The sequence below is a fragment of the Rhodococcus sp. NPDC019647 genome (assembly GCF_044389235.1).
GTDB lineage: Bacteria > Actinomycetota > Actinomycetes > Mycobacteriales > Mycobacteriaceae > Rhodococcus_F > Rhodococcus_F oxybenzonivorans.
The window spans coordinates 16,168-37,457 of sequence record NZ_JBIRXS010000026.1 but is presented as its reverse complement, the minus strand read 5'-3'; the positions used below and the strand labels follow the sequence as shown (position 1 = coordinate 37,457).

Annotated in this window: 23 protein-coding genes and 1 pseudogene; 18 read left to right on the top strand and 6 right to left on the bottom strand. The window is 65.4% G+C overall.

Features of this window, described 5'->3' with window-relative positions:
- Window positions 1-393 precede the first annotated feature (393 nt).
- The 5 genes from ACH49N_RS30540 (at window position 394) to ACH49N_RS30520 (ending at window position 2,944) form a co-directional block, all read left to right on the top strand.
- On the top strand, window positions 394-732 hold the full coding sequence (locus tag ACH49N_RS30540) for a hypothetical protein (protein WP_358276500.1): 339 nt from the start codon (window positions 394-396) through the stop codon (window positions 730-732).
- On the top strand, window positions 729-1,337 hold the full coding sequence (locus tag ACH49N_RS30535; RefSeq protein WP_358276501.1) for a hypothetical protein: 609 nt from the start codon (window positions 729-731) through the stop codon (window positions 1,335-1,337). Before ACH49N_RS30540 ends, ACH49N_RS30535 begins: the two co-directional genes overlap by 4 nt.
- 361 nt (window positions 1,338-1,698) lie before the next feature.
- Entirely contained in the window at window positions 1,699-1,875 is a 177-nt protein-coding gene (locus tag ACH49N_RS30530) for a DUF6308 family protein (RefSeq protein WP_397504823.1), read from the top strand.
- Window positions 1,876-1,919: 44 nt separating this feature from the next.
- The gene (gene phoU / locus ACH49N_RS30525; RefSeq protein WP_358276502.1) at window positions 1,920-2,567 is read left to right on the top strand and encodes a phosphate signaling complex protein PhoU; all 648 of its coding nucleotides are present in this window, start codon (window positions 1,920-1,922) and stop codon (window positions 2,565-2,567) included.
- 173 nt (window positions 2,568-2,740) lie between these two features.
- Window positions 2,741-2,944, top strand: a complete 204-nt coding sequence (locus ACH49N_RS30520; protein WP_208963851.1) for a hypothetical protein — start codon at window positions 2,741-2,743, stop codon at window positions 2,942-2,944.
- A gap of 536 nt (window positions 2,945-3,480) precedes the next feature.
- Here ACH49N_RS30520 and ACH49N_RS30515 read toward each other — a convergent pair.
- On the bottom strand, window positions 3,481-3,804 hold the full coding sequence (locus tag ACH49N_RS30515; protein ID WP_358276503.1) for a hypothetical protein: 324 nt from the start codon (window positions 3,802-3,804) through the stop codon (window positions 3,481-3,483).
- Between the two features lie 235 nt (window positions 3,805-4,039).
- Here ACH49N_RS30515 and ACH49N_RS30510 point away from each other — a divergent pair, with 235 nt between their 5' ends.
- The 5 genes from ACH49N_RS30510 (at window position 4,040) to ACH49N_RS30490 (ending at window position 8,622) form a co-directional block, all read left to right on the top strand.
- Window positions 4,040-4,486, top strand: coding sequence for an antitoxin Xre/MbcA/ParS toxin-binding domain-containing protein (locus tag ACH49N_RS30510; RefSeq protein ID WP_358276504.1), 447 nt, complete (start codon window positions 4,040-4,042; stop codon window positions 4,484-4,486).
- Window positions 4,487-5,044, top strand: coding sequence for an RES family NAD+ phosphorylase (locus ACH49N_RS30505; RefSeq protein WP_358276505.1), 558 nt, complete (start codon window positions 4,487-4,489; stop codon window positions 5,042-5,044).
- 931 nt (window positions 5,045-5,975) lie between these two features.
- On the top strand, window positions 5,976-6,548 hold the full coding sequence (locus tag ACH49N_RS30500) for a hypothetical protein (RefSeq protein ID WP_358276506.1): 573 nt from the start codon (window positions 5,976-5,978) through the stop codon (window positions 6,546-6,548).
- Window positions 6,545-7,162: a hypothetical protein gene (locus ACH49N_RS30495; RefSeq protein ID WP_358276507.1), complete on the top strand. Its 618-nt coding sequence runs from the start codon at window positions 6,545-6,547 to the stop codon at window positions 7,160-7,162. Before ACH49N_RS30500 ends, ACH49N_RS30495 begins: the two co-directional genes overlap by 4 nt.
- A gap of 656 nt (window positions 7,163-7,818) precedes the next feature.
- Entirely contained in the window at window positions 7,819-8,622 is an 804-nt protein-coding gene (locus tag ACH49N_RS30490; protein ID WP_358276508.1) for a site-specific integrase, read from the top strand.
- On the opposite strand, the gene ACH49N_RS30485 is transcribed toward ACH49N_RS30490, so the two are convergent.
- The 3 genes and pseudogenes from ACH49N_RS30485 to ACH49N_RS30475 form a co-directional block, all read right to left on the bottom strand.
- Window positions 8,535-9,179 (bottom strand): phosphoadenosine phosphosulfate reductase family protein, encoded by a 645-nt coding sequence (locus ACH49N_RS30485; protein ID WP_397504822.1) that lies wholly within the window; start codon window positions 9,177-9,179, stop codon window positions 8,535-8,537. The two genes, ACH49N_RS30490 and ACH49N_RS30485, sit on opposite strands and share 88 nt — an antisense overlap.
- Window positions 9,159-9,506: pseudogene (locus ACH49N_RS30480) on the bottom strand (thiamine pyrophosphate-binding protein); the annotation flags it as partial. The pseudogene ACH49N_RS30480 and the gene ACH49N_RS30485, both read right to left, overlap by 21 nt.
- Before the next feature lie 278 nt (window positions 9,507-9,784).
- Complete coding sequence (locus ACH49N_RS30475) at window positions 9,785-10,267, bottom strand: Lrp/AsnC family transcriptional regulator (RefSeq protein ID WP_358276509.1); 483 nt, start codon at window positions 10,265-10,267, stop codon at window positions 9,785-9,787.
- Window positions 10,268-10,532: 265 nt separating this feature from the next.
- Here ACH49N_RS30475 and ACH49N_RS30470 point away from each other — a divergent pair, with 265 nt between their 5' ends.
- The 7 genes from ACH49N_RS30470 to ACH49N_RS30440 all read left to right on the top strand — a co-directional run bounded on the left by ACH49N_RS30470 (window position 10,533) and on the right by ACH49N_RS30440 (window position 18,225).
- Entirely contained in the window at window positions 10,533-12,875 is a 2,343-nt protein-coding gene (locus ACH49N_RS30470; RefSeq protein WP_358276510.1) for a transketolase-like TK C-terminal-containing protein, read from the top strand.
- A gap of 34 nt (window positions 12,876-12,909) precedes the next feature.
- Entirely contained in the window at window positions 12,910-14,019 is a 1,110-nt protein-coding gene (locus ACH49N_RS30465) for a 2-oxo acid dehydrogenase subunit E2 (RefSeq protein ID WP_358276511.1), read from the top strand.
- An 83-nt stretch (window positions 14,020-14,102) separates the two neighbouring features.
- The gene (locus ACH49N_RS30460; protein ID WP_358276512.1) at window positions 14,103-14,297 is read left to right on the top strand and encodes a hypothetical protein; all 195 of its coding nucleotides are present in this window, start codon (window positions 14,103-14,105) and stop codon (window positions 14,295-14,297) included.
- A gap of 32 nt (window positions 14,298-14,329) precedes the next feature.
- Window positions 14,330-15,367 carry a phosphotransferase family protein gene (locus tag ACH49N_RS30455; protein ID WP_358276513.1) on the top strand — a complete coding sequence of 346 codons (1,038 nt, stop codon included), beginning with the start codon at window positions 14,330-14,332 and terminating at the stop codon, window positions 15,365-15,367.
- 41 nt (window positions 15,368-15,408) lie between these two features.
- Complete coding sequence (locus tag ACH49N_RS30450) at window positions 15,409-16,641, top strand: acyl-CoA dehydrogenase family protein (RefSeq protein WP_358276514.1); 1,233 nt, start codon at window positions 15,409-15,411, stop codon at window positions 16,639-16,641.
- 191 nt (window positions 16,642-16,832) lie between these two features.
- A complete protein-coding gene (locus tag ACH49N_RS30445) occupies window positions 16,833-17,066 on the top strand; it encodes a DUF3263 domain-containing protein (RefSeq protein WP_358276515.1) in 234 nt (77 codons plus the stop codon).
- A 1,030-nt stretch (window positions 17,067-18,096) separates the two neighbouring features.
- Window positions 18,097-18,225, top strand: a complete 129-nt coding sequence (locus ACH49N_RS30440; RefSeq protein WP_358276516.1) for a hypothetical protein — start codon at window positions 18,097-18,099, stop codon at window positions 18,223-18,225.
- Between the two features lie 79 nt (window positions 18,226-18,304).
- On the opposite strand, the gene ACH49N_RS30435 is transcribed toward ACH49N_RS30440, so the two are convergent.
- A complete protein-coding gene (locus tag ACH49N_RS30435) occupies window positions 18,305-18,853 on the bottom strand; it encodes a YceI family protein (protein WP_206017156.1) in 549 nt (182 codons plus the stop codon).
- Window positions 18,854-19,087: 234 nt separating this feature from the next.
- Entirely contained in the window at window positions 19,088-19,543 is a 456-nt protein-coding gene (locus ACH49N_RS30430) for a nuclear transport factor 2 family protein (protein WP_358276517.1), read from the bottom strand.
- A gap of 265 nt (window positions 19,544-19,808) precedes the next feature.
- On the opposite strand from ACH49N_RS30430, the gene ACH49N_RS30425 reads away from it, so the two are divergent.
- Window positions 19,809-20,561, top strand: coding sequence for a GntR family transcriptional regulator (locus ACH49N_RS30425; protein WP_397504820.1), 753 nt, complete (start codon window positions 19,809-19,811; stop codon window positions 20,559-20,561).
- Window positions 20,562-21,290: the final 729 nt, after the last annotated feature.

Sequence of the window (21,290 nt, the reverse complement as noted above, 5' to 3'; positions counted from 1 at the left end):
TGGACGCCCGATCTGCCGGCGGAGCAGCGCAAGGCGCTCGAACAGTCTGGACGGACGAGAAGGTAAAGGAAGCCGAAGCCCTCGGCTTTTGATAGGTGGCCGCCGCGTCGACCCGCTCGCCGCATATCGCCGGCCTGATGCCGAGCGAGCCGACTTCGCGGCGTGTGGGCTATCGAGTCCGACGCTGTACGAGCTGCCGTCGTCGGATGCGGATCTGTACCGATCGGGGATGATCGCGGTAGCGCGGACGGTCCCGTGACCCCGTGTTCGTATCGGCGGGTGGGGGTTGGGTTGTCGCTGTGTGAGTGTGGGGTGACCTGCGTAAACGGTGGCTGGACCCGTACACTGTGGGCACCGACCTGGTAGTGGGCTGAAGTAATGAGGGAGCGAGAGATGACCGTCGTCAACATGAAGGTCACCCGGCAGAAGCTCATGCAGACCGCGATCCTGAACAAGGTCGAGCGTGAGCATCTGCCCCTCGACACCGTCCGCGTACGCCGCAGTCTGCAGAGTGTCCGCGAGCATGTGAGTCGCAGCCCGTATTTCACCGACTTCCTGGATCGGTGGGAACGAATCGTCGAGGACAACGACGTCGAGACCCTTCGTCGGATCGTGGAGTCGGACGACGAGACCGGGAGCGAGATGCGCAACCTTTCCCCGCTGCACGTGCTGCTGACCGAGGATGAACGCATGAAGGTCCTCGATGATCTGCGTGAGCTCGTCCTGAAGTGAACCGCGAGGAGCTCGAGCAGGTCATCAAGGCGGCCTGCGCGAACCTCGACGAGGGTCAGGTGATTGTCTTCGGCTCCCAGTCGATCCTCGGGACCTATGACGAGACGGAGTTGCCGGAGTACGCGACGTTGTCGCGTGAGGTCGATGTGTTTCCGCGGAGCGGCATCGACGCTCCGGCGTCGCCGGCAGTGGTGGAGAAGATCCTCATGCTCAACGGACGCCTCGGTGAAGGCTCGCCGTTTCATGAGTCTTTCGGCGTGTACGTCGAGGGGATCCACAAGGACGTGGTGGTACTGCCGAAGCAATGGGACAACCGGCTGGTCGCGGTGACGGTCGAGGACGGGTCGGAATACGGGCGGACGGGCTTTTGTCTCGATCCGGTCGACCTGTGTGCGTCCAAAGCCATCGCTGGTCGTGAGAAGGACCGCGTGTTCGTGGCGGCTCTCGTGGAGGATGGGATCGTCACTGCCACCCAGATTCTGGGCCGCATCGACGATTACGGGATCGAGTGGCCCGACAGCTACGACGCGGACAAGGATGTAGCACTCGGTCGGGCCCGGAACTGGCTTGCCGGCCTCGAGAAATTCGACGACGGCCGCGGCTGATCGGGAAGAAGCCGCGCCGGACCAAGTCTGAACGCAGACCTCGGGGCGACCGTGATCGGCCTGCACCACCTCCTGCCGGCGGGGATCCCAGCGGGGGCGACCCGGGCGATCCTCGACAGGAAAGCAGAGGCACTGAACGCCCTTCTGAGGGCGGTGGGCCCGGATCGGGACCTGGTTTGACGTACCGGACCCGCTCGCCCCGAGATGGCGCGGCTGGGACCTGGAAACGGCCCTGTGGGCGTTGCCGGGGTTCGCCGGGATGAAGGCGACGAACCTGATCGCCGGCCCACACCCCCCGGCTGTTTCCGATCTGCGGTTTCGGTGGTGAGCCAGGTCCTGGGCACCGAGCGGGCTCCTCTGAATCCGGTTCGGGAGGCCCTTCGCGCCGACGGCGGAGCGTGGCATCGCCGGTTGCTGGTCGATCCGGGAGGAGGCCGGCCCCCCCGAACAGATCTCGGCCTTGCGCGTGTTCGACGTGATCGCGTGGATGGAAGGCAAGAACCGGGGCCTCGGAGAGCGCTCTGAACTGGGAAGATGACAGGTCCCGGTGCTGTCTTCGGCAGGTGCACGAGGATGATGGGTATGCGGATGAAGTTTCACGAGCAGCTCGACGAGCTGACAGACCGTCTGGCGTCGATGTGCCGGCTGGCCGGGGAGGCGGTCCAGGCGGCGACCGAGGCCCTGGTGCTCGCTGACCTGCCGCTGGCGGAGCGGGTGTTCGACCTGAACGAACAGATCGAGGAACTGCGCGGTCCGTGTGAGGACCTGGCGATGGCGCTGTTGGCGTTGCAGGGCCCGGTGGCGCGTGATCTCCGTCAGGTTGTCACCGGTGTGCACCTGGTGGCGGATCTGAGCCGGATGGGCGGGCTGGTGCAGCATGTGGCCGAAAGTGTCCGCCGGCGTCATCCCGAGCACGTCGCTTCCGGTGCGGCGGAGGAGTTGCTCTCCGAGATGGGGCGGGTGGCGTCCGAGTTGGCCGGCCTCGCCGAACGGGTCCTGCGCACGCACGATCCCGAACTGGCAGCCGAGATCGGTAGACGCGACGACGAGCTCGACGACCTGCACCGGCGGTTGCTCACCCTGATCGAGGATCCGGCCTGGACCGGCAGCATCCCGGCCGCGGTCGATGTGACCTTGTTGGGGCGTTTCTACGAGCGCTTCGGCGACCATGCCGTCGTGGTCGGGCGCCGGGTGATTTTCCTCGTCACCGGGGAACAGATGGCCTCGTAGGTCGTCGCCGTCACGGGCCGCGTCGCCGCGGCAGTTCCGGGTGTGGACTTCGCCCTGCCGTTAGTGTGCGCGTTCGTGCCGATGGCGGCGCTGGTGGCATGGTCCTTCATGACGATGGAGCTGTTCTTCACCCCGACTGAACCTGCTATTCGGGTTGTTCGAGGGCGTCGGTGATGCGTTCGTGGACCGGAGGTTTCGAGGTTCTGGCCGGCGGTGCGGGCGGCAGCATGGGCGCGGGTGTATTCGTCGGCTGGGCCGGATGGGGATGCGGTGGCGGGGCCTGGGGTGGGTTGCTGGTTCAGGTCGTGCTGGAGGTGCACACACATCTCGTCGATGCGCAGAGATGCAAGCTCGGTGAGGATCTTCGGTACTGGTAGTGCCTGAGCAAGGCCGTTGGGCGCCGGCTGTCCTCGAGGGCCTTCGTCGTTCTCGCCGGTGATTGGGATGTGCCCGGCGACCGGGGCGGAGCCGCCGGTGCGCTGACACCCCCGAGCCTGCTCGTGGGTTCCGGGGCGGTGACACGCCGCGAGGGGGAGTTGGTGATGGACTGCTCGACATCGCAAGGAGCCCTGTGATCTTCGCGGTGGGTTGGTGGGCCGCGGTGGCCGATTGTCGGGGGCGGGTGGTTTCGCCCGTGAGGTGAGCATCGGGTGAGGCACCGGCTAACAGCGGCCGGGATCGGTGTCGTCTACCCGTGGTTCTATCTGGTCATCGCGTTTCCTCTTGGAGCGAGGATCGGTTGCCTCGCAGGGCATCTCGTAGCCCACCGAGGGTGGCGGCTCGCACGCACCTGAGAATGCCCGCTGTCAGTGAGGGAAGAGGTGTTCCATTAGTTGGCCCAGGGCGCCCTCGTCACAGGCGGGGGAGGATGTCCATCCACACACGCAGTGGTGCCCGTCCGATCACGGGTACGTCAACGAATACGAGGGAGCGCTGCGGCGAGGTCCAGTCGCGCATGTCGAGTGTCGAGCAGCCGGGGGTCGGTTCGAAGCCGCTGGTGCACAGCACGCTCACCCCGGGCTCGAGTGGAGTGGAGAACGCGGGTTCCCGGCACGTCGGGGTTGAAGAAGCCGGGGTCCTGCGGACCGAGCACGTCGTTGACGAACACGAGGGAGCCCCGTGGAATCGGCGGGGCGGCGGGGCCGGCACCGGCGGGGGCCGAGCCGATCAGAACCGTCGCAGCGGCCAGAGCGAGAGTGGCGCCGGTACGCCGTCCGGAGGAGATCGGCGAGGCCATGTCGGACTCCTCGGTCTGCGAAGGTGCGGAAAGCGTGTCCTCACGTTAGTCGTCGTCCCACGTCGAGCGGCCGCTTCGGGTGACTGATCGGGAATCGAAGATTCTGGCGTAATCAGGAGCAGGTCAGGCGGTTCGCTAGCCATTCAATGATTCTTCGGTGTGCTCCGGCCCGGCTCAGGGTCACGGCCGCGGGGACCGGGTGTTACCCAACACATATGTTGGGTAGGATGGGTGTATGGCGACGGTGAAGGCGCGAGACGAGGCAACGGCGGCGGCTGCGGCGAAGAAGGCCGCGGGGCGTGCGGCGCGGGCAAGTGGTCACGGGGGTAGGTCGCCGCGGGTGGCCGCCGATGATCCGTTGTCGGCAGAGCGGGTGCGCTACCTGACCGGCGCGTTCGGTGGAACACAGCTCGCGGCGATCGTCGGGGTGAACCGATCGCAGCCCTCGCGGTGGATCAAGGGCGTGGAGCGGCCGGGCCCGGCCGCGGCGCCGTTGTTGATCGACCTCGAGCACGTCCTGGCCCGCGCCCGCCTGGTCTGGGGGGAGACGGCCGCCCACACGTGGCTCGAGAGTGCCAACGCGTACTTGGGCGGTGCGCGTCCGCTCGATGTGCTGCAGCTGTCCGGGCCTGCTCCGGTGCTCGAGGCGTTGGATGCGCAGGCGTGGGGCGGGGCCGTCTGAGTGCTGGTTTACCGCATCTTCCCGTTTCTGTCCGCGGCGGTACCGGGGGAGCCGGGGCACCCGTTGTATGAGCATCGGCCGCAGCGCGGCGGTCGGGTCGATCACCCGGATTATCACGTCTGGTATCTCTCCCGGCTGGCGGAGGCGGCGTGCGGGGAGAGTTTCGGGAACCTCGCCCGCTGGGAGGCGTCGATGTTGGAGTTCCCGCTGCTGCCGGGGTCGCGGCGGGCGCTGGGGGTGTTCGAGTTGCCCGATGATCTGCGGATCCTCGATCTGGACGGCCCGGCCCAGTTGGTGCGGTTGGGGCTGCGGCCCACCCAGGTGGTGACCCGGAATCTGACGGCCACCCAGGGGTGGGGGCATCGGATCTGGTCGGAGACCGAACCCCACACGGGGGGTCGGGCGTGGCAGGCGGTGTCGTGGTGGTCGTATCACCGCCCGCAGTGGTCGGTGTTGGCTTCCTGGTTGCGACCCGCTCTGGTGCGGGTTGAGCCCTTGAACCTGGAGCATCCGGCGATCCTCGACTCGGCGAAAGCCCTGCAGCGCATAGTGATATGACTGTCACGGGGTCCCGGTCATTGACGCGCGCTGCCGCCTGGGAGACGAACTCGGCCCGCGCTGACGCATCGATCACCGGTAGCTGCGCACCCCGCCCGCACCAGGGTGGGAACGCGAGATCGCACGCTGGGTCATCGGGGTGGAATGTCGAACTGTTTCCACTCCCTGTGCCAGCGCCGTAACTGGCTTCGGTTGCAGTCTGTTCGAGTGCCGCGGAGAGAACGATGGCGCCGGCCACGGGTGCTCGATACTGTGCATGTGGCGGCCACGGTGTTTCCGGCTGCCGGGGATGGGCCGTTCAGGTTGCCGTCCGCGTCGATGCTGATGGTGATGGTCTGGCCGGCCTTTGCGGGCCGGTGGGCGCGGCGGCGGTTCGCTGCCCAAGGTTTGTGGGCCCGCGGGCTTGCACGGTGTTCTGGCTGCTGGCGGGTCGAAGCGAGTACGTGACAGTGTCGTTCACCGGCAAAGCCCGCTGACCCCAGCCGCCGCGTTGTTGTTGATATGTCGGGATCACGGCGTGAGACCACGCCTCTGCACGGGCCCGGCGGGCCACGGCCGCAGGGGCGGTGGCGGCTCCTCGGCCCTGAGGTGATATCGACTCACACCGGCGGTTTCCGAGCATCCCCACGTTCGACGTCAACGTCGATGATCGACGTCGATGATCGACCTCCGCCGTGTGGCTGACGACGACCGACTTGCAGCCATCGACGCCGGGATCACCGCGAGGTCGGCCAGCGTTTTCGGCGGGGTCGACCGTCCGGTGGGCGGAGCGGCTGTTTCGCGCGGACCAGGACGGCCGGCAGCGCTGGACCCTTCGGAGCACCGTTTGTCTCAGGCGCGCCAGGGTGGTCGCCCGATCGGCGGGGTGCGCAATTGCGTTTCCGAGCAAGCCGCTCGGGTATCCCGTTCGAGGAACGAGGAGGTCTGAGGAATGCCTGTTTGGGGATGGATCCTGATCGCGGTCATCGTCGTGATTGCCGTGGTGGCGGTCATCGTTGCGCGCGTGGTCAGCAGCCGTCAGCGGACGGAACGGCTGAGGGGACGGTTTGGTCCCGAGTACGAGCGGACTGTGGGAGAGGTCGGCAACCTCGATGCCGCGGAAGACGAGCTCGCCGCGCGCGAACGAAAGCGGGAGAAGCTCGATATCGTCTCGTTGCCGCCCGAGGCGCGTGCGAAGTACGCCGACTCGTGGCGGACGGTGCAGATCGAGTTCGTCGACAATCCGTCCAGTGCGGTCGGGGCGGCAGACCGGCTCGTGATCCAGGTCATGCGCGAGCGTGGTTACCCGATCGACGACTTCGATCAGCGGGCGGCCGACATTTCGGTGGATCACCCGAAGGTCGTCGAGAACTACCGAAGGGCGCACAGCATTTATCTGGCGCAGGAGCAGGGCGACGTCGGTACCGAGGATCAGCGTGAGGCGTTCGTACATTATCGGGCGCTATTCGAGCAGTTGCTCGAGACGGATGAGAACAAAGACAAGCCGAAGGAGACGCGCGCATGACCACCCCAGATCAGCAACCCGAGAGTGCCAGCCCGACCGGGCGGGGTGAATCACCGACGACGGCGCCCGGCACTTCGGGTGAGGGAACCGCACCGGGCGCCGAAACCACCGAATCGCCGACCGAGGCTCCCGGCCCCGCAGCCGAGAGCACCGAGCGGTCCACGGACACCTCCGGTACTCCGGTGGAGGACCAGCGGTCCACGAACGCCTCTAATTCTCCGGTCGATGACCAGCGGCCCACAGACGCATCCAGTTCTCCGGTTGGAGACCAGCGCTCGACTGAGGAGCCCGTCAGCTCGACGGAGAAAGCCCAACCGTCCCCTGAGGTAACCGAATCAGCGTCTGATCAGACACTTTTTGGTGAGGACGAGCTGTCGGTCCTCCGCTCGCGTTGGGACGAGGTTCAGTCGGGCTTCGTCGATGATCCCAAAGAGTGCGTTCAGAAGGCCGACGGTCTCGTGTCGGACGTCGTCGACCGGATCACCACCGGATTCTCGGAGACCCGTTCGCGGCTCGAGGAGCAGTGGGCTCGGGGCGAAGAGGGCTCGACGGAGGATCTTCGTCTCGCGCTCAAGCGGTACCGCGAGTTTTTCCAGCGGCTGCTCGCACTCTGAGGAGCACAGAGCCAGGACAACGGCCTGCGGAGTTACCCCGGAACCACAGCATCCTGCCGCAGTGTTGGCGTTCCCGGTCACCGGGGCAGGAACGATATGACACGTTCGAAGTTCGTCGAGCACCGGGCGAGCGAGACCGGGGATCGGCGCGGGGACATCGGTCGACCCCGACGGGGGTGGTTCAATATGACTGTGCCGCAGTAACATTCGAGCATCTAGATGCCGAAAGTGGGGGTGAGCTGGTGGATGCGCCACGAGCTTGTCGGATAGGTAGCGCTGAGGGCCGCGGTGCCGATACACAGCATGGTCGGGAAGTTATCCCGAACTACGCAGTCATGACCGGTGCTGTGTTCGACCTTCCTGCAGGTATCGGGAACGTGGCGATCTGGCCGTGGACGTGGTGGAACTCGTTCGCGTCCTGGTGGAATCAGTTCTAGTGGAGTTGGTGATGATCGGACTGTTGCCGGCGATGGTCGCTGAGCACCGGACGCGACTGGGCCACCGCTGCAAGAGATTTAGGCCTGTTCATTGTGTGGTTGAAGCACACTCCCGCGCGCAGCGACCGTGTGCTGGTCGGCCCTGGTGTGGATCCTGTGCGCGGCGCGTCCCGGATTAACTGGATTCTCACTGCCACGCGCGGCTTTCTGAGGTTCGCGGTGGCCGCGAACGAGCTTCCTGGCTGGGTAACAGAACAGCTCTACGAGGTCGCCGACTCCCAGGATCTTCCCCTGGCCGCGCAAAATGAGTCCGGCGATCTGCGCTATCGGATGCGGGCGCGGCACGGACTGCATCAACCCGAATCGACCGTAGACCGCGCCACCGACGCTGAGATCGTGGCACTGTTCAAGGCTTGCAGGAACGCGCGTGACCGATTGATCGTCTTCTTGCTCGCTCGCGTCGGACTGCGCCGCGGTGAGGCTGCCGGACTGCGTCGCTGCGACTTGCACATGCTCCCGGACAACTCGGTTCACGAGTGCGCGGTAGCGGGTGCACACCTGCATGTGGTGCGCCGGACAAATCCGAACGGCGCATGGGCGAAATCCCGCAGGCAACGAGCGGTTCCCCTGGACTTTCTCACCGTTCGTGCCATGGACCTTTACCTCCTCGAGCGCGATGCACAATCTGCAGCGGCGAACTGCGACTTCCTGCTGGTCAACCTGTTTCGGGAGCCTCTGGGGGCGCCGATGAGTGTTGGGGCGCTCAACGAAATGTTCGTCACGCTGGGTAGGCGGGCCCAACTGTCGCGGAGAATCTCGCCGCATCAGGGGCGTCACGGGTTCGCCAGCAATCTGGCCGACTCGGGGGCGATGCTCGACGAGATCCAGACCTTACTCGGTCACGTGAGGCCGCAGTCGTCGAAGCCATATCTGCATCAACCCTCGGGAATTGCATCAGACAGGCTGCGAACCGCCGTCGAGCGCGTTCCCTCTCCTCGTGCGATGGCGGAGGACCTGCGATGACACATCCTCGCATCGGAATCGTCGACACCGCCGCGCGTGATGATGCCGTCGCGGCAGCCCTCGCGCGTGAATAGGTGCCGGCGGGCGGCGGATTCGTCGGCCCGTACACCCCACAGTTCACCGGGCCCGAGAAGTTGGTGGGCTCGTCGGGCGGGTTCCGCGATCAACGCTTCATGCAGATCCACTCGCGCGGCCGCCGCGGCGTCGGTCGGTGCGGCGTGGTCCCACAGGCCGGAGTCGGTGAGGACCTGCAGTAGTGGGGGGTCGGTGGGGATGCGGTGCAGGTCCAGTCGACAGGTGTGGGCGAGTTCGGTGAGGTAGTCGTAGGTTTCGGGGTAGTCGAGGCCAGAGTCGAAGAACACCACCGGGGCCTCTGGTTCGACGCGGCGGGCGAGGTCGAGGACGACGAGGGAGTCCTTGCCGCCGGAGAACGCGACGTAGCCGTCGTGCTGTGCGAGGTGCGCCTCGATCCGGGTCAGGATGTCGGCGACGGCGCTCGGCTTTCGCCGACGGTGCCCGGAGCCCGCGGGCGACCTGACAACCGGGTCGGAGTCCATCTGCGCGTCCGCGAGCGGGGTAACAGGTTCGTCGCACCGGGGCCGGACGGGGCCATGCAAACCCCGACCTTGCCGGTGGCCTGGGCGTATCCGGTGGCGGCGTGCCCTGCGCCCTGTTCATGGCGGACCAGCACGTGCCGGACGCGGGTCGTCGAGGAGGGGCGTCGACGGCAGGATCGCACCACCGGGGATCCCGAAACACAATCCACACCGAAGTTCCTCGAAGGTGCGCACGACAGCCTGCGCCCCGGTTACCAGCTGTGGCAGGTGACGTGTGTCAGCACAGGTACGGCGAGCGGGGCGGTCGAGTCGGGTCGGTGCACTCATGGGAATCCTCGGATCAAAACGGTTTGTCGGATCCATACGGTCGACGACGACACGGTCGACAACGACTCGGATGCGACGCCTTCGCGACCTGCCGGACATCCTCGGGATCGGAGGATGGTGCGCGTGAAGGGACAAGGCTCGGGGGTGGGCGAGCTCGGGCGACCATTCAAGCATCACCGCTGACAACCTACAATCGCCGCCGACGCCATTGCGCAGACTGCACACGAAGTACCGATCCGGCGGAAGTGCGGTGGGCAAGATGCCCACGCCGAACCCGATCAGTCCTTGTCGACGAGTTGTTTGAGCAGGGGTGTGAGGCGGTAGTCGACGAGTTTGCGCATGACGAGTGCGGTGGTCGTCTTCTCCACCCCGTCGATGTCGAGGATGTGGCCGGCGATGCGGTAGAGGTCGTCGGCGTCATGGGCGACGACGTGGATGAGGAGGTCTGTGACACCGCTGAGTCCGTGCACCTCGACCACTTCGGGTATTCCGTTGAGCGCCTCCGCGATTTGAGACAGCATCCGCTGCATGACGCTGGTGAGAATGAAGGCGGTCAGCGGGTACCCGAGGGCGCCGGGGTCGATGCGTCGTTCGAACGAATGCAGCACTCCCTGCGCTTCGAGTTTGCCGAGCCGGGCCTGCACCGTGTTCCGGGACAGACCCGTCTTGTCGGCCAGCGCGATCACCGTTGCTCGCGGATCATCGTTGAGTGCGCCGAGGATGCGGGCGTCGAGGGAATCGACGGCGGGTGTGCTGGGCATTGTGACAACCTCCAACTCGGGGGAGCGCGGGATGGTGCGCAGAATGCTGAAACTCTGCGATCGGTATTGCCCGGAGTGTATGCCGATGATCAACTGGAACCTGATTTCTCACAGAAGGACTCGACACATGGACGGCGCCACGCCGCCCCGCGGTAGGTTCGGTTCCCAAAGGTCCGCCTGCCCGTCACCGCCGATCCGCCTCGCTCACGACCTGGGCTGGCGGATCGGGTTCGGTGCCAGGAACTCACAGGCAAGGACGAAAACGATGAACTACGCCCACACGATCGACGACCACACTTCGCAGCACACCCCGCGCGCGACCACTCCGCAAGCGCTTGTGGAGATCGAGAAGCGCGTGTTGTGGTTGTCGACGGCAATGATTCATCATGCCAACCGGGTTCGCCCGAATCCGACAGGGTTGAAGGTGGGTGGTCATCAGGCATCGTGCGCGTCGATCGCGACCATCATGACGTCGTTGTGGTTCGAGCAGCTTCGGCCCGGTGACCGGGTGTCGGTGAAGCCCCATGCATCGCCGGTGTTGCACGGGATCAACTACCTGCTCGGTGAGTTGGACGAGAAGTATCTGACGGCGTTGCGCGAGTTCGGAGGTCTGCAGTCGTACCCAAGCAGATCGAAAGATCCTGATCCGGTGGACTATTCGACCGGATCGGTCGGTATCGGTGCGACGGCCCCGATCTGGGGTGCCATCGCCCGCCGCTACGTTGACACTGCCATCGGCGGCGCCGGCACGGGCAGGCAGTACTCCCTCGTCGGTGACGCAGAACTGGACGAGGGCGCCGTGTGGGAGGCGATCCTCGACACCTCCGTATCGGAGCTCGGAGAGATCGTGTGGATCGTCGACCTGAATCGGCAGTCGTTGGACCGGGTGGTGCCGAACATCGCCGCCGGCCGGCTCGAGGCGATGTTCTCCGCCGCCGGCTGGCAGGTGCTCACCGTGAAATTCGGGACCCTGCTCGAATCGCTGTTCACCCGCCCGGGCGGTGCGGCGCTGCGGACCCGAATCCTGGACATGCAGAACCCGGAGTATCAGCGGCTGCTGCGGTGCGACGCCGGGCAGGTGCGGGTGCGGTTGCCGGGTGACGGCCCGGATGCGGCCGCGATCGCGTCGCTGATCGCCGAGTTAGACGACGACACCCTGGTGCGCGCGATCCGTAACCTCGGCGGCCACGACCTCGACGCCCTGCGGGCGGCGTACGGGCAGATCGACGACACCCGCCCCACGGTGATCATCGCCTACACAATTAAAGGCCACCGCCTGCCCACGCAGGGCCACCCGCAGAATCACTCGTCGCTGCTGACGATCGAGCAGTACGAGCAACTGGCCGCGGAACTGGGCATGGACCCTGCGAATCCGTGGGCCCGGTTCGAGCCGGACAGTGTCGCGGGCCGGGTCTGCGATGCGGTTGCCCAGTGGCTGCGGCGTGACCCCGTCGAATTGGCAACCCCGCCCGTGGTGCCGGCGGACATCGGCCGCACCCCGTCCGGGACGTCGACGACCCAGGCCGCGTTGGGCCGGGCGCTGCTGGATCTGTCCCGTCAGGCGCCGGAGGCGGCGAAGCGGGTGGTGACGGTCAGCCCCGACGTCAGCTCCACCACGAACCTGGCCGGGTGGTTGAACAAGGTGGGGGTGTGGTCGCCGAACGAGCGCCGTAACTGGTTCGACGACGATGCCGAGACGATCATGCACTGGCGGGAAAAGCCCACCGGGCAGCACATGGAACTGGGGATCGCCGAGACCAATCTGGTCGGGTTGATGGGTGAGCTGGGGGCCACCTGGAGTCGGTGGGGTCAGCCGCTGTTCCCGATCGGGGTGATGTACGACCCGTTCGTCGAACGGGCGCTCGAGCCGTGGTCGTACGGCATCTATGCGGGTGGGCAGTCGATCCTGGTCGGCACCCCGTCTGGGGTGACGTTGGCGGCGGAGGGTGGGGCGCATCAGTCGATCAAGACCCCGTCGATCGGCCTCGAACAGCCCGGGTGTGTGAGCTACGAACCCGCCTTCGCGATCGACGTCGAGTGGACCCTCCTCGACAGCATCTCCCGCCTCGGCCGCCCGGACGGCTCCTCGTCGTATCTGCGGCTCTCCACCCGACCGGTCGATCAGACCCTCGCCGCCGTCCCCACCGACCCCGCCGCGCGGGAACGCCGCCGCCGTCAGGTGGTCGCCGGCGCGTACACGCTCCGGCATACCGGCAATCCGGCCGTCACCCTGGTCGGGATGGGCGCCATGATCACCGAAACCCTCACCGCCGCCGACCGATTAGCCGAGCAGGGAATCGCCGCCGACGTCGTGTGCGTCACCAGCCCGGGACGGTTGTTCGAGGCGGTGCAGGCGCGCCGCGGCCTCGCCGACGGCCCGTCCTGGATCCTCGACCAGGTGTTCCCCGCCGATCGGGCGGCACCGATGGTGACCGTCCTCGACGGCCACCCGCACACCCTCGCGTTCCTGACCGGGATCAACCAGGTCCCCGGCGCCGCACTCGGCGTCAGCAAGTTCGGGCAGGTCGGCTCCCTCGACGACGTCTACCGCTATCACGGCATCGACACCGATGCCGTCGTCCGCGCCGCCCTCGACCTCATCGGCTGAAAACACTTGTCGAGTGACCAGGAGATCCACACAGATGACCACCACTCAGACCACCGTCACGGTGGTGCTGCCCTCGCTCGGCGAGAACGTCACCGAGGCGACCATTACCCGCTGGCTCAAAGCTTCCGGCGACCACATCGAGCAGGATGAACCGTTGCTCGAGGTGGCCACCGACAAGGTCGACACCGAGGTCCCCTCCCCGGCTGCCGGGACACTCCTCGAGATCCTCGCCCCCGAGGATGCAGTCGTCGAGATCGGTGCGGCACTGGCTCTTCTGGGAGAGGAGGGTGAAGAGGAGCCTTCTGCGAGTCCGGTACCGGGCATCGCGCCTGCAACTGCACCGGCGCCCACTCACATTCCGCCGGGCGTGGCCGACCCGGTTGCCGTCACCAAGCCGTCACCGTCCGCGGCGACGAAACTAGGCAGAGGCGACCGGGTGGAGAAGCTGCCCCGGATTCGCCGCACGATCGCGCGGCGGATGCTCGACTCCCTGCAAACCTCAGCGCAATTGACGACAGTCGTCGAGGTCGACGTCACCGCGATCGCGAGGCTTCGGTCGCAGGAGAAGGAGGACTTCTACCGTCGCACCGGGGTGAAGCTGTCGTTCCTGCCGTTCTTCGTTGCCGCGGCCGTCGAGGCGCTCACCGATCACCCCGTGATCAACTCCTCGCTCAACACCGACTACACCGAGGTCACACACCACGGTGCAGTGCACCTCGGGATGGCCGTCGACAGCGCCAAGGGACTGATGGTGCCTGTCATCCGCAACGCCGCGGCATTGAGTATCCCTGAACTGGCGCGCGCGATTGCCGAGTCTGCGGATCGTGTCCGCACGGGCACGATCCGGGCCGACGACTTGTCCGGCGGAACGTTCACCATCACCAATACCGGCAGCCGCGGGGCACTATTCGACACCCCGATCATCAATCAACCACAGTCCGCCATCCTCGGGATCGGAACCGTCGTCGATCGCGTCGTCCCAATTCGGGGCGAGATCGAGGAACTCGAGATCGGGGTGCGGTCGACGGCGTATCTGTCGCTGTCGTACGACCATCGCATCGTCGACGGCGCCGACGCCGCCCGTTACCTGACGGCGGTCAAGCGGCAACTCGCGAGTGGCTTCGCAGCTGAGGACCTGCAATGACCGCTCTCATACGAAACCGTTGAGCGAACCATGGGTACGAACGGGAACGTCGGTGGGACGAATTTGTCCTGCCGCACGTCGGCATGAGTCCGTCGCAGTCCTATCGTCGGGTTCTCCGGCGGTTCGACCCGTCTCTCATGGTGACCGGGTACGCCAGCCTCGACGCGGTTCACGACGTGTTCGCGGCACTCAGGCCGACCGCGGGCACGATCGACCACGTGAAGATCCTCGTTCGGAACGAGCTTCCCGCCGGCACGGGCATCGTTCCCAACCCCTGAACACTTCTACTTGTCACGATATTGAGGAACCTATGAACCAGGTCGATGAGATCGCGCGATCCGCGCCCTTCAATCTCGCCCACGTGCGGAGCAAGCTCGAGGAACTTTTCGAACTGGATTCCTCCGACGAACTCGCCGTACGTCTCCTCGCCGGTGGGCGATCGAACTTGACCTTCGAGCTCGCCAGCCCGAACCGGAAGTGGATCCTGCGCCGGCCACCGATCGGGCACCGCCTCGAAACGGCACACGATATGCAGCGTGAGGTCGCCGTGCAGCGGGCACTGGCCAACAGCCCTGTCCCGGTTCCTCGCATCGTGTACGCCGACGATGCCGCACCGGATGCGGGGGGAAGCTTCTACATCATGGACAAGATCGAGGGCGAGGTCCTTCGAACGGACAGCGACTTCAGTGAGGTCGAGCCGGCCCACCGCGCGGCACTGTCCTACCAGTACATCGACTGCCTCTCGGCGCTGCACACTCGCGACTACGACTCGCTCGGCCTGACCACGTTCGGCCGGCCGGCGGGGTTTCTCGAGCGGCAGGTGCGACGCTGGCGGAAGCAACTCGCCGCGTCGAAATTCCGAGAGCTGCCGGTGCTCGAAGAGCTGGGAAGGCGGCTCGGCGAGCGGCTGCCGCAGCAGTCCGAGGCGTCGATCGTCCACGGTGACTTCCGTTTCGACAACATGATTGCGCGGATCGGTGAGCAGCCGACGATCGCCGCCGTGCTCGACTGGGAGATGTCCACTCTCGGTGACCCCCTTACCGATCTCGGCTTGGTGCATCTGTTCTGGTCGGGGTGGGAGGGCATCACCAACCCCATTGCCGGCACCCCGTCGACGCACACCGGATACCCCTCCTTCGACGACCTCGTCGAGCGCTACACACGGACTACCGGATTCGATGTCAGCGAGTTGAGCTGGTATTCGAGCTTCGCTTTCTACAAGATGGCCGTCATCTTGGAGGGCATCCACCTTCGCTTCGTCAACGGCGAGACGGTGGGGGATGGGTTCGACGACATCGGTTCGATGGTTCAGCCGCTCGCGGAGCGGGGCTTCGCGGCCCTTCCCTGACCTACCGCCCCCGACCGCGAATACAAGGACTTAGGACTGACATGGAGTTCACCTTCGACTCGACCACCCAGCAGATGTGCGATCGGGTCTCGGCATTCATGGAAGAGTTCGTCTTCCCCGCCGAAAAGCACTTCCACGACGATCCCGCCGCCGGGGACCGGCAGTGGGAACGACCGGCGATCATGGCGGACCTGAAGAAGGAAGCCAAAGCGCGGGGCCTGTGGAACTTGTTCCTCCCACATGATCCGCGGGGCGCCGGACTGTCGAACCTCCAGTACGCCCCGATCGCCGAACTGACGGGGTGGAGTCCGGAGGTGGCGCCGGAAGCATTCAACTGCAATCCCCCCGACACCGGGAACATGGAACTGCTCAGCCTCTTCGGCACCGACGAGCAGCAGCAACGGTGGCTCGAGCCCCTGCTTGAAGGCACCATCCGATCTGCCTATTGCATGACCGAGCCCGACGTCTCATCATCGGATCCGTCGAATCTGACCACGACTATCACTGACGAGGGCGATCACTGGAAGATCGACGGCCGAAAGTGGTGGTCGACCGGAGCCATGAGTAGTGACTGTCAGCTTCTGGTGGTGATGGGCGTGTCCGACCCGGACGCGGATCCTCGCTCGCAACACAGTCTGGTACTCGTGCCCCGAGACACGCCGGGCGTGACCTTCGTTCGGGGACTGTCGATGTTCGGCTTCACGCACGGGGCCCACGGTGGGCATGCGGAAGTCCGGTTCGAGGACGTTCGTGTTCCCAAGCGGAACCTGCTCGGTGAACGAGGGCGCGGACAGGCACTCGCGCAGGCCCGCCTCGGTCCGGGCCGGATTCACCACTGCATGCGCATGATCGGCATGGCCGAGCGGGCCATCGAGTTGATGTGCCGCAGAGCGAACGAGCGGACTGCGTTCGGCAAACGACTTGCTGACCAGGGAATCATTCAGCATTGGATCGCGGAGTCACGCGTCAAGATCGATCAGCTCCGGCTGTTCGTTCTCCGAACTGCGTGGCTGATCGACACCGTGGGTGCACGGGAGGCGCGAACCGAGATTTCCGCGATCAAAGTCGCGGCCCCCGACGCGGTCGGCTGGGTCCTCGACAAGGCGATCCAAGTCCACGGTGCCGGTGGGATGACACAGGATCACCCGTTGGCGATGCTCTGGGCCCAGGCCCGCACCATGCGCTTCATCGACGGTGCCGACGAGGTTCACCGCATGGTGCTGGCCACCCGCGAACTCCGCAAGCACGCCATCCAGTCCGAACAACCAGCCTGATACCGGGGAGATCCGAACGGTGGGTCAAGCCCGAAGAGTTCGTCGAGCACGCCAAGTCCGCCGAGGAGTTCGGGGGCTCGCCGGCGTCGTGGCCGGACCCCTCATCCGCTCCTCCTGCCGCGCCGGAAACCTCGACATTCAAGTGAAAGCAATTCGCGCAAAGCTTCTTTCGATAACCAAGGAGGTCTTCCATGATGAACGATTCTGTCATCGAGGACGCCCAGATCCTCGAGTTCGCCCGGCGGTGGCTCCCATACGGGGGAGGAAACACCGGAGATCTCCTCGTCGGGTTCGGGATGACACCCGCACGCTACGTGGCGCGGCTCGGCAAAATTCTCGACGGACCATCGGCACGCCATCTGGAGCCCCACATCCGCGTCCGACTGCGTGATTTCATAGCGAACCACACACGCCGCGCACGCTGACGAGAAATACTACCCACGGCACTCCACAATGCCGGTGTGGACTACTGCACCGGAGCTGGGGAGCGCGAGGTGGTTGAAATATGCCACGCGGTCCTGGCGGCAACTGCTCGGCCTTTCCGGATGCGCTTGCATCTGTTTGCGCCGTGCACGTCGTCTGGCGGTGATGTGACCTCCGCGGTGCTGTAATCGCGAGCCCTAGCGATCCACATTCTGGCAGGTGCGATTTCCTCCCGGCCGTGAATCATGGTGTTGCGGGGTGATCCAACGTGAGACCACGCCATCTTGGGTTTCGCTGGGTAGCGGGAACGCCGAGAGGCTAGGGGAGGGCGCGGATGGAATCGCCTCCGATCAATGCAGCTCGCGGTCGCATGAGGGCCGCAGCCGCGGCGCAGACCACGGTCCGTGTCCCCCGTGGGCGGACGAGGCCGCGGACGCGCTCGACCGGAGCCCACCGTGCGCTGGCCACGATTCACGAGCGCGGGGCTTACGACGCCGTCCACGAAGCAGAAAAAAGATCGCGATCGAGTCCACGCCCTTACCAGTCGATGAACAGGACGTCGCCGACGAGGATTTCCAGGAGCGCACGGTGAAATCACTCAGCCCAGGCGAGGACGAGAATCGGGGCCGCTGGCACGCCATACCCACCGCAGTGTTGCCGAGTCCGCCTCGACGTCGTGGGTTCGCTGGTTAGCGCGTGGCGACGAGACGCTAAGAAGGGGACTGGATCACGCGTTCGTTCACAAAACGGTGTCGCGTCCGCTGGACCGGTGCCGGACAGGAGACACGCTCGTGCTGCCGCCGATGCGACAGGCCCGGAGGACCGCCGTGGTGGGTGCCGCTGCTTTGGCGCTGCCCGCTGCCGCGACGCGACAGGTCCATCTGCTGCAGAGCGCCAAGGCGCTGCAGGATAAGCGGCTGGACCCGGTAGGCGCTGCGCTCCTTATTGAAAGCCAAGGCTTGGTACAGCTTTCCGAGGGCGAACTACGAGCGGATCGAAGATGCCGGCAGCTTTGGTCCCGACCATGTCGGGATGCAACTGCCAGCCGTCGACAATGTGGCGGTGTGCGCCGGCCAGGAGTCGATGGCTGACCTCGAAGATGCTCTGCACGCCAATGTGGTGCAGTTGCATGTGCTCACCGGTGCCGCAGTCTCGGCTTAGCTCGACGCGAGCGCGCGATCCGTCCAGGCGCCGAACTTGCCGTCCGCCGGTAGTCATACGCGCGCGCCCGCGAGCCGGGTCAGGCCTGCTTGAGCGCCTCGATCTCGAGGGTGATGTTGATCTTGTCGCCAAGGACCGCGCCACCGGACTCCAACGGCATGTCGAGGTCGATGCCGAAGTCCTTGCGGTTCAGCACTACTGAGGCCTCGAAACCGGCTACTTCGCCGTGGCCCATGCCTGGGTTGACACCGTTGAATTCCAGCGCGAGGCTGATCGGCTTGGTGACGCCCTTAAGGGTGAACTCGCCGTCGAGCACGTAGTCGTCGCCTTTGGCCTGGACGCCGGTGGACCGGAAGCTGGCGGTCGGAAACTTCGCGACGTCGAAGAAATCCGCGGCCTTCACATGTGCATCGCGCTGCTCGTTGCCGGTATTCAACGATGCGACGTCAATGTCGGCGGTCACCGAGGGGCTGCCGTCCTGGGCGACGGTAATGGCACCGCTGAAGGCGCCGAAGGTACCGCGGACCTTGCTGACCATCAGATGGCGGACGGAAAAGTTGATCGACGAGTGCACCGGGTCGATGGCCCAGGTTCCGGCCGCCAGGCCGGTCGGCGCTGCAACAGTCATGTGATTCTCCTCGAAAACGTTGGGTTGCCGGGCCTTTCCGGCATCCTTGGGCAGTCCAACCGGCCCGAGGCCGATGCTATCCGGACCGCAGTCCGGATAGCAACGTGGCATTCGTGATGGCCAGCAGCGGCAGTGTCAGCAGGTACGCGGCACGTCTACCGACCAGAAGCAGTGCTCCGGTGCCGCACGCGAGCGCACTGACATGGGGTGGGCGGCAGGAGCGGGGCACTTAGTTCATGTAGTCGGGTCGAATTCGATGCCGTCCGAGAAGACGAAGGTGAGTTCGTATCGGGTGATGCGCCACCCCTCGGGGGTCCGCCGGTACTGCCAGTGGTACCAGCCGCCGACGTCGGCGTGTCGAGAGGCCACCGTCGTATCTGGAACGTGCGTTGCCCGCACGTAGTGCCGGGACCGGGCGGAGTCGGCATCGATCGTGATCGCGACGTTCCCGATCATGTGGTGAGTGGCCTGGAAGGGGGCGAATATGCGCTCCGACGTCTCGACGAGCTCTGTGGCCGGATAGGACGCGAACGGCAGCACGATCTCGCCGTCCTCTGTGAAGAGCTTCGCGGCCCCCGCGAAATCCTTCGTATCCACGCAGTGGAAGAGCGTTGTAATCAGGTCTTCGATGGCGGCTCGATCCATCAGCATGTTTACCGAGTCCGCCAGTGGCGTCGGGTTTGAAGGCATCGCGAATCTCTCCTGTAGCTGAACGTCCGGCTCCGACGCTGTGCTCTGATGCGCACGCGAGGCCGAGGAAGTTGCCAGTTGTCGAGTGCACAGTATACAAATTGGGTGCGGCAAAGGGAAGCTTCATCGCTGGTACGAGATGGGCGACATCGTGACGAACCATCGGTTGGGGTTGCGTACGGGGCGCGAGCTAGTTCGGGTTGCCCCCGGCAAAAGAAACGGATTCCTTCCGCACCGGGTGCCGGCATGACTCTGTGCGGCCTCGGTGGCGGATCGTATACTCTTGACGAAAGCGTCCCCGCGCCGACAACGCGGAGGGGTCAATGGGTGGGAGTTGGTTGTGACATCGGAGAAATTGGTATCCGTTACCCGAGCAGGCCTTGTCGCCGAGAGACTGCGCAACATGGTCCATTCGGGCGAGCTTCCGCCGGGAACACGTCTGCGTCAGACCGAGGTCGCCGAGCGGTTCGGGGTGAGCACCACACCCGTCCGCGAAGCCTTCGCGGTACTCACGCGGGAAGGCCTCGTGCAGCAAGACGCGCACCGTAGTGTCGTTGTGTTCCAACCTGCTGCCGAGGAGTTCGAGGAGCTCTACGAGATCCGCCTCGCCCTGGAGCCACTGGCCGCCGAACTCGCGGCGAGATGCATCACAGACGATCAGGTAACAGAGCTGGAAGCCATCGTCGCCGAGATGTCATCGGCTGCGCCGGACCGCTACATCGAGCTCAACGGCGTGCTCCACGACACCATCTACAAGATCGCGAACCGGCCCAGACTGTTCGAAATCCTGAGTAACCTTCGTGTCACCTCGGCAAACTACGCCAAGCTCACGGTAAGTCCTGACGGGCAAGAAGACCCCGACTACCGTAAGGCAGTGCAGCAACAGCACGAAGAAATCGTTGCTGCCCTCAAGGCGCGTAAGGGCAAAGTCTGCGCGCGCATCGTGCGGACTCATCTTCAGACCACAGTTCACCAGATCACCGAATTGATCAGTGCCAGAGGCGAGCTGTCAAGCTGAGAGCTCTGTCGGGCCGGAGAACCGGATCTGCATCGAATGCCGCGTCACGCGGCAGCCGTAGCGAGTAGGTCTACCTCTTGCGGTACTCCTTCCAATCGACAGGAGCGCAGCGTTCGACGACGTCGCTCCGGTTCCTGGGCCACACCGAAGGTCCGCACTGTCGTGGCCGCCTGACCTGGAGAGCGTGCGACACAGCACGACCGAGCTTTCCCGCTTTCCCGAAGTCTTCCGAACCAGATTTGATCGTGGAGACCGAGGAAGGGCATCAATGTGGGAACGCGGGAGTATCCGCCGGCGGAGAGAAGGCGGTGCGATTCTATCGTGAGTCCGAGCCCGGACCGGTGATCGAGCGGCCGGCCGAGTAGCTGAAGGTGCACCCGAAGGTGCTACGGAACTTGATTGATGCCGGGCATCGGCCCGTCCACCGGCAGCGTGGGGCTTCGATAACGCGCTCGCCGAAAATCTGTGGTCAACCTGATAATCGAATTGATGCACCGCGCCTCCGTATTCGTCGCCAGATGGGAGGCGGAGGCGGAGCTGTTCCGCTACATCGCCGGCTGGTACAACGCGAGCAGGATCATTTTCCATGCCGGGGGCCGCAGGGGAGAGCCCGCAATCGACCGCCGTTGTCGGTGGATCGCGTCAACGATGTCCCGATGGTGGTGTTCTCCGGGGGCCACCTACCGGGGTCGGGCAGCCCGCACTGAGTGGCGCCGGCTCCAGCAGTGC

Bases quoted from the DNA above. Each gene is read 5' to 3' on its own strand.
- ACH49N_RS30540 (WP_358276500.1), top strand. From the start codon at position 394: ATGACCGTCGTCAACATGAAGGTCACCCGGCAGAAGCTCATGCAGACC.
- phoU (WP_358276502.1), top strand. From the start codon at position 1,920: ATGCGGATGAAGTTTCACGAGCAGCTCGACGAGCTGACAGACCGTCTG.
- ACH49N_RS30520 (WP_208963851.1), top strand. From the start codon at position 2,741: ATGCGTTCGTGGACCGGAGGTTTCGAGGTTCTGGCCGGCGGTGCGGGC.
- ACH49N_RS30515 (WP_358276503.1), bottom strand. From the start codon at position 3,804: ATGGCCTCGCCGATCTCCTCCGGACGGCGTACCGGCGCCACTCTCGCT.
- ACH49N_RS30510 (WP_358276504.1), top strand. From the start codon at position 4,040: ATGGCGACGGTGAAGGCGCGAGACGAGGCAACGGCGGCGGCTGCGGCG.
- ACH49N_RS30500 (WP_358276506.1), top strand. From the start codon at position 5,976: ATGCCTGTTTGGGGATGGATCCTGATCGCGGTCATCGTCGTGATTGCC.
- ACH49N_RS30495 (WP_358276507.1), top strand. From the start codon at position 6,545: ATGACCACCCCAGATCAGCAACCCGAGAGTGCCAGCCCGACCGGGCGG.
- ACH49N_RS30485 (WP_397504822.1), bottom strand. From the start codon at position 9,179: ATGGACTCCGACCCGGTTGTCAGGTCGCCCGCGGGCTCCGGGCACCGT.
- ACH49N_RS30475 (WP_358276509.1), bottom strand. From the start codon at position 10,267: ATGCCCAGCACACCCGCCGTCGATTCCCTCGACGCCCGCATCCTCGGC.
- ACH49N_RS30470 (WP_358276510.1), top strand. From the start codon at position 10,533: ATGAACTACGCCCACACGATCGACGACCACACTTCGCAGCACACCCCG.
- ACH49N_RS30465 (WP_358276511.1), top strand. From the start codon at position 12,910: ATGACCACCACTCAGACCACCGTCACGGTGGTGCTGCCCTCGCTCGGC.
- ACH49N_RS30460 (WP_358276512.1), top strand. From the start codon at position 14,103: ATGAGTCCGTCGCAGTCCTATCGTCGGGTTCTCCGGCGGTTCGACCCG.
- ACH49N_RS30455 (WP_358276513.1), top strand. From the start codon at position 14,330: ATGAACCAGGTCGATGAGATCGCGCGATCCGCGCCCTTCAATCTCGCC.
- ACH49N_RS30450 (WP_358276514.1), top strand. From the start codon at position 15,409: ATGGAGTTCACCTTCGACTCGACCACCCAGCAGATGTGCGATCGGGTC.
- ACH49N_RS30445 (WP_358276515.1), top strand. From the start codon at position 16,833: ATGATGAACGATTCTGTCATCGAGGACGCCCAGATCCTCGAGTTCGCC.
- ACH49N_RS30440 (WP_358276516.1), top strand. From the start codon at position 18,097: ATGCAACTGCCAGCCGTCGACAATGTGGCGGTGTGCGCCGGCCAGGAG.
- ACH49N_RS30435 (WP_206017156.1), bottom strand. From the start codon at position 18,853: ATGACTGTTGCAGCGCCGACCGGCCTGGCGGCCGGAACCTGGGCCATC.
- ACH49N_RS30430 (WP_358276517.1), bottom strand. From the start codon at position 19,543: ATGCCTTCAAACCCGACGCCACTGGCGGACTCGGTAAACATGCTGATG.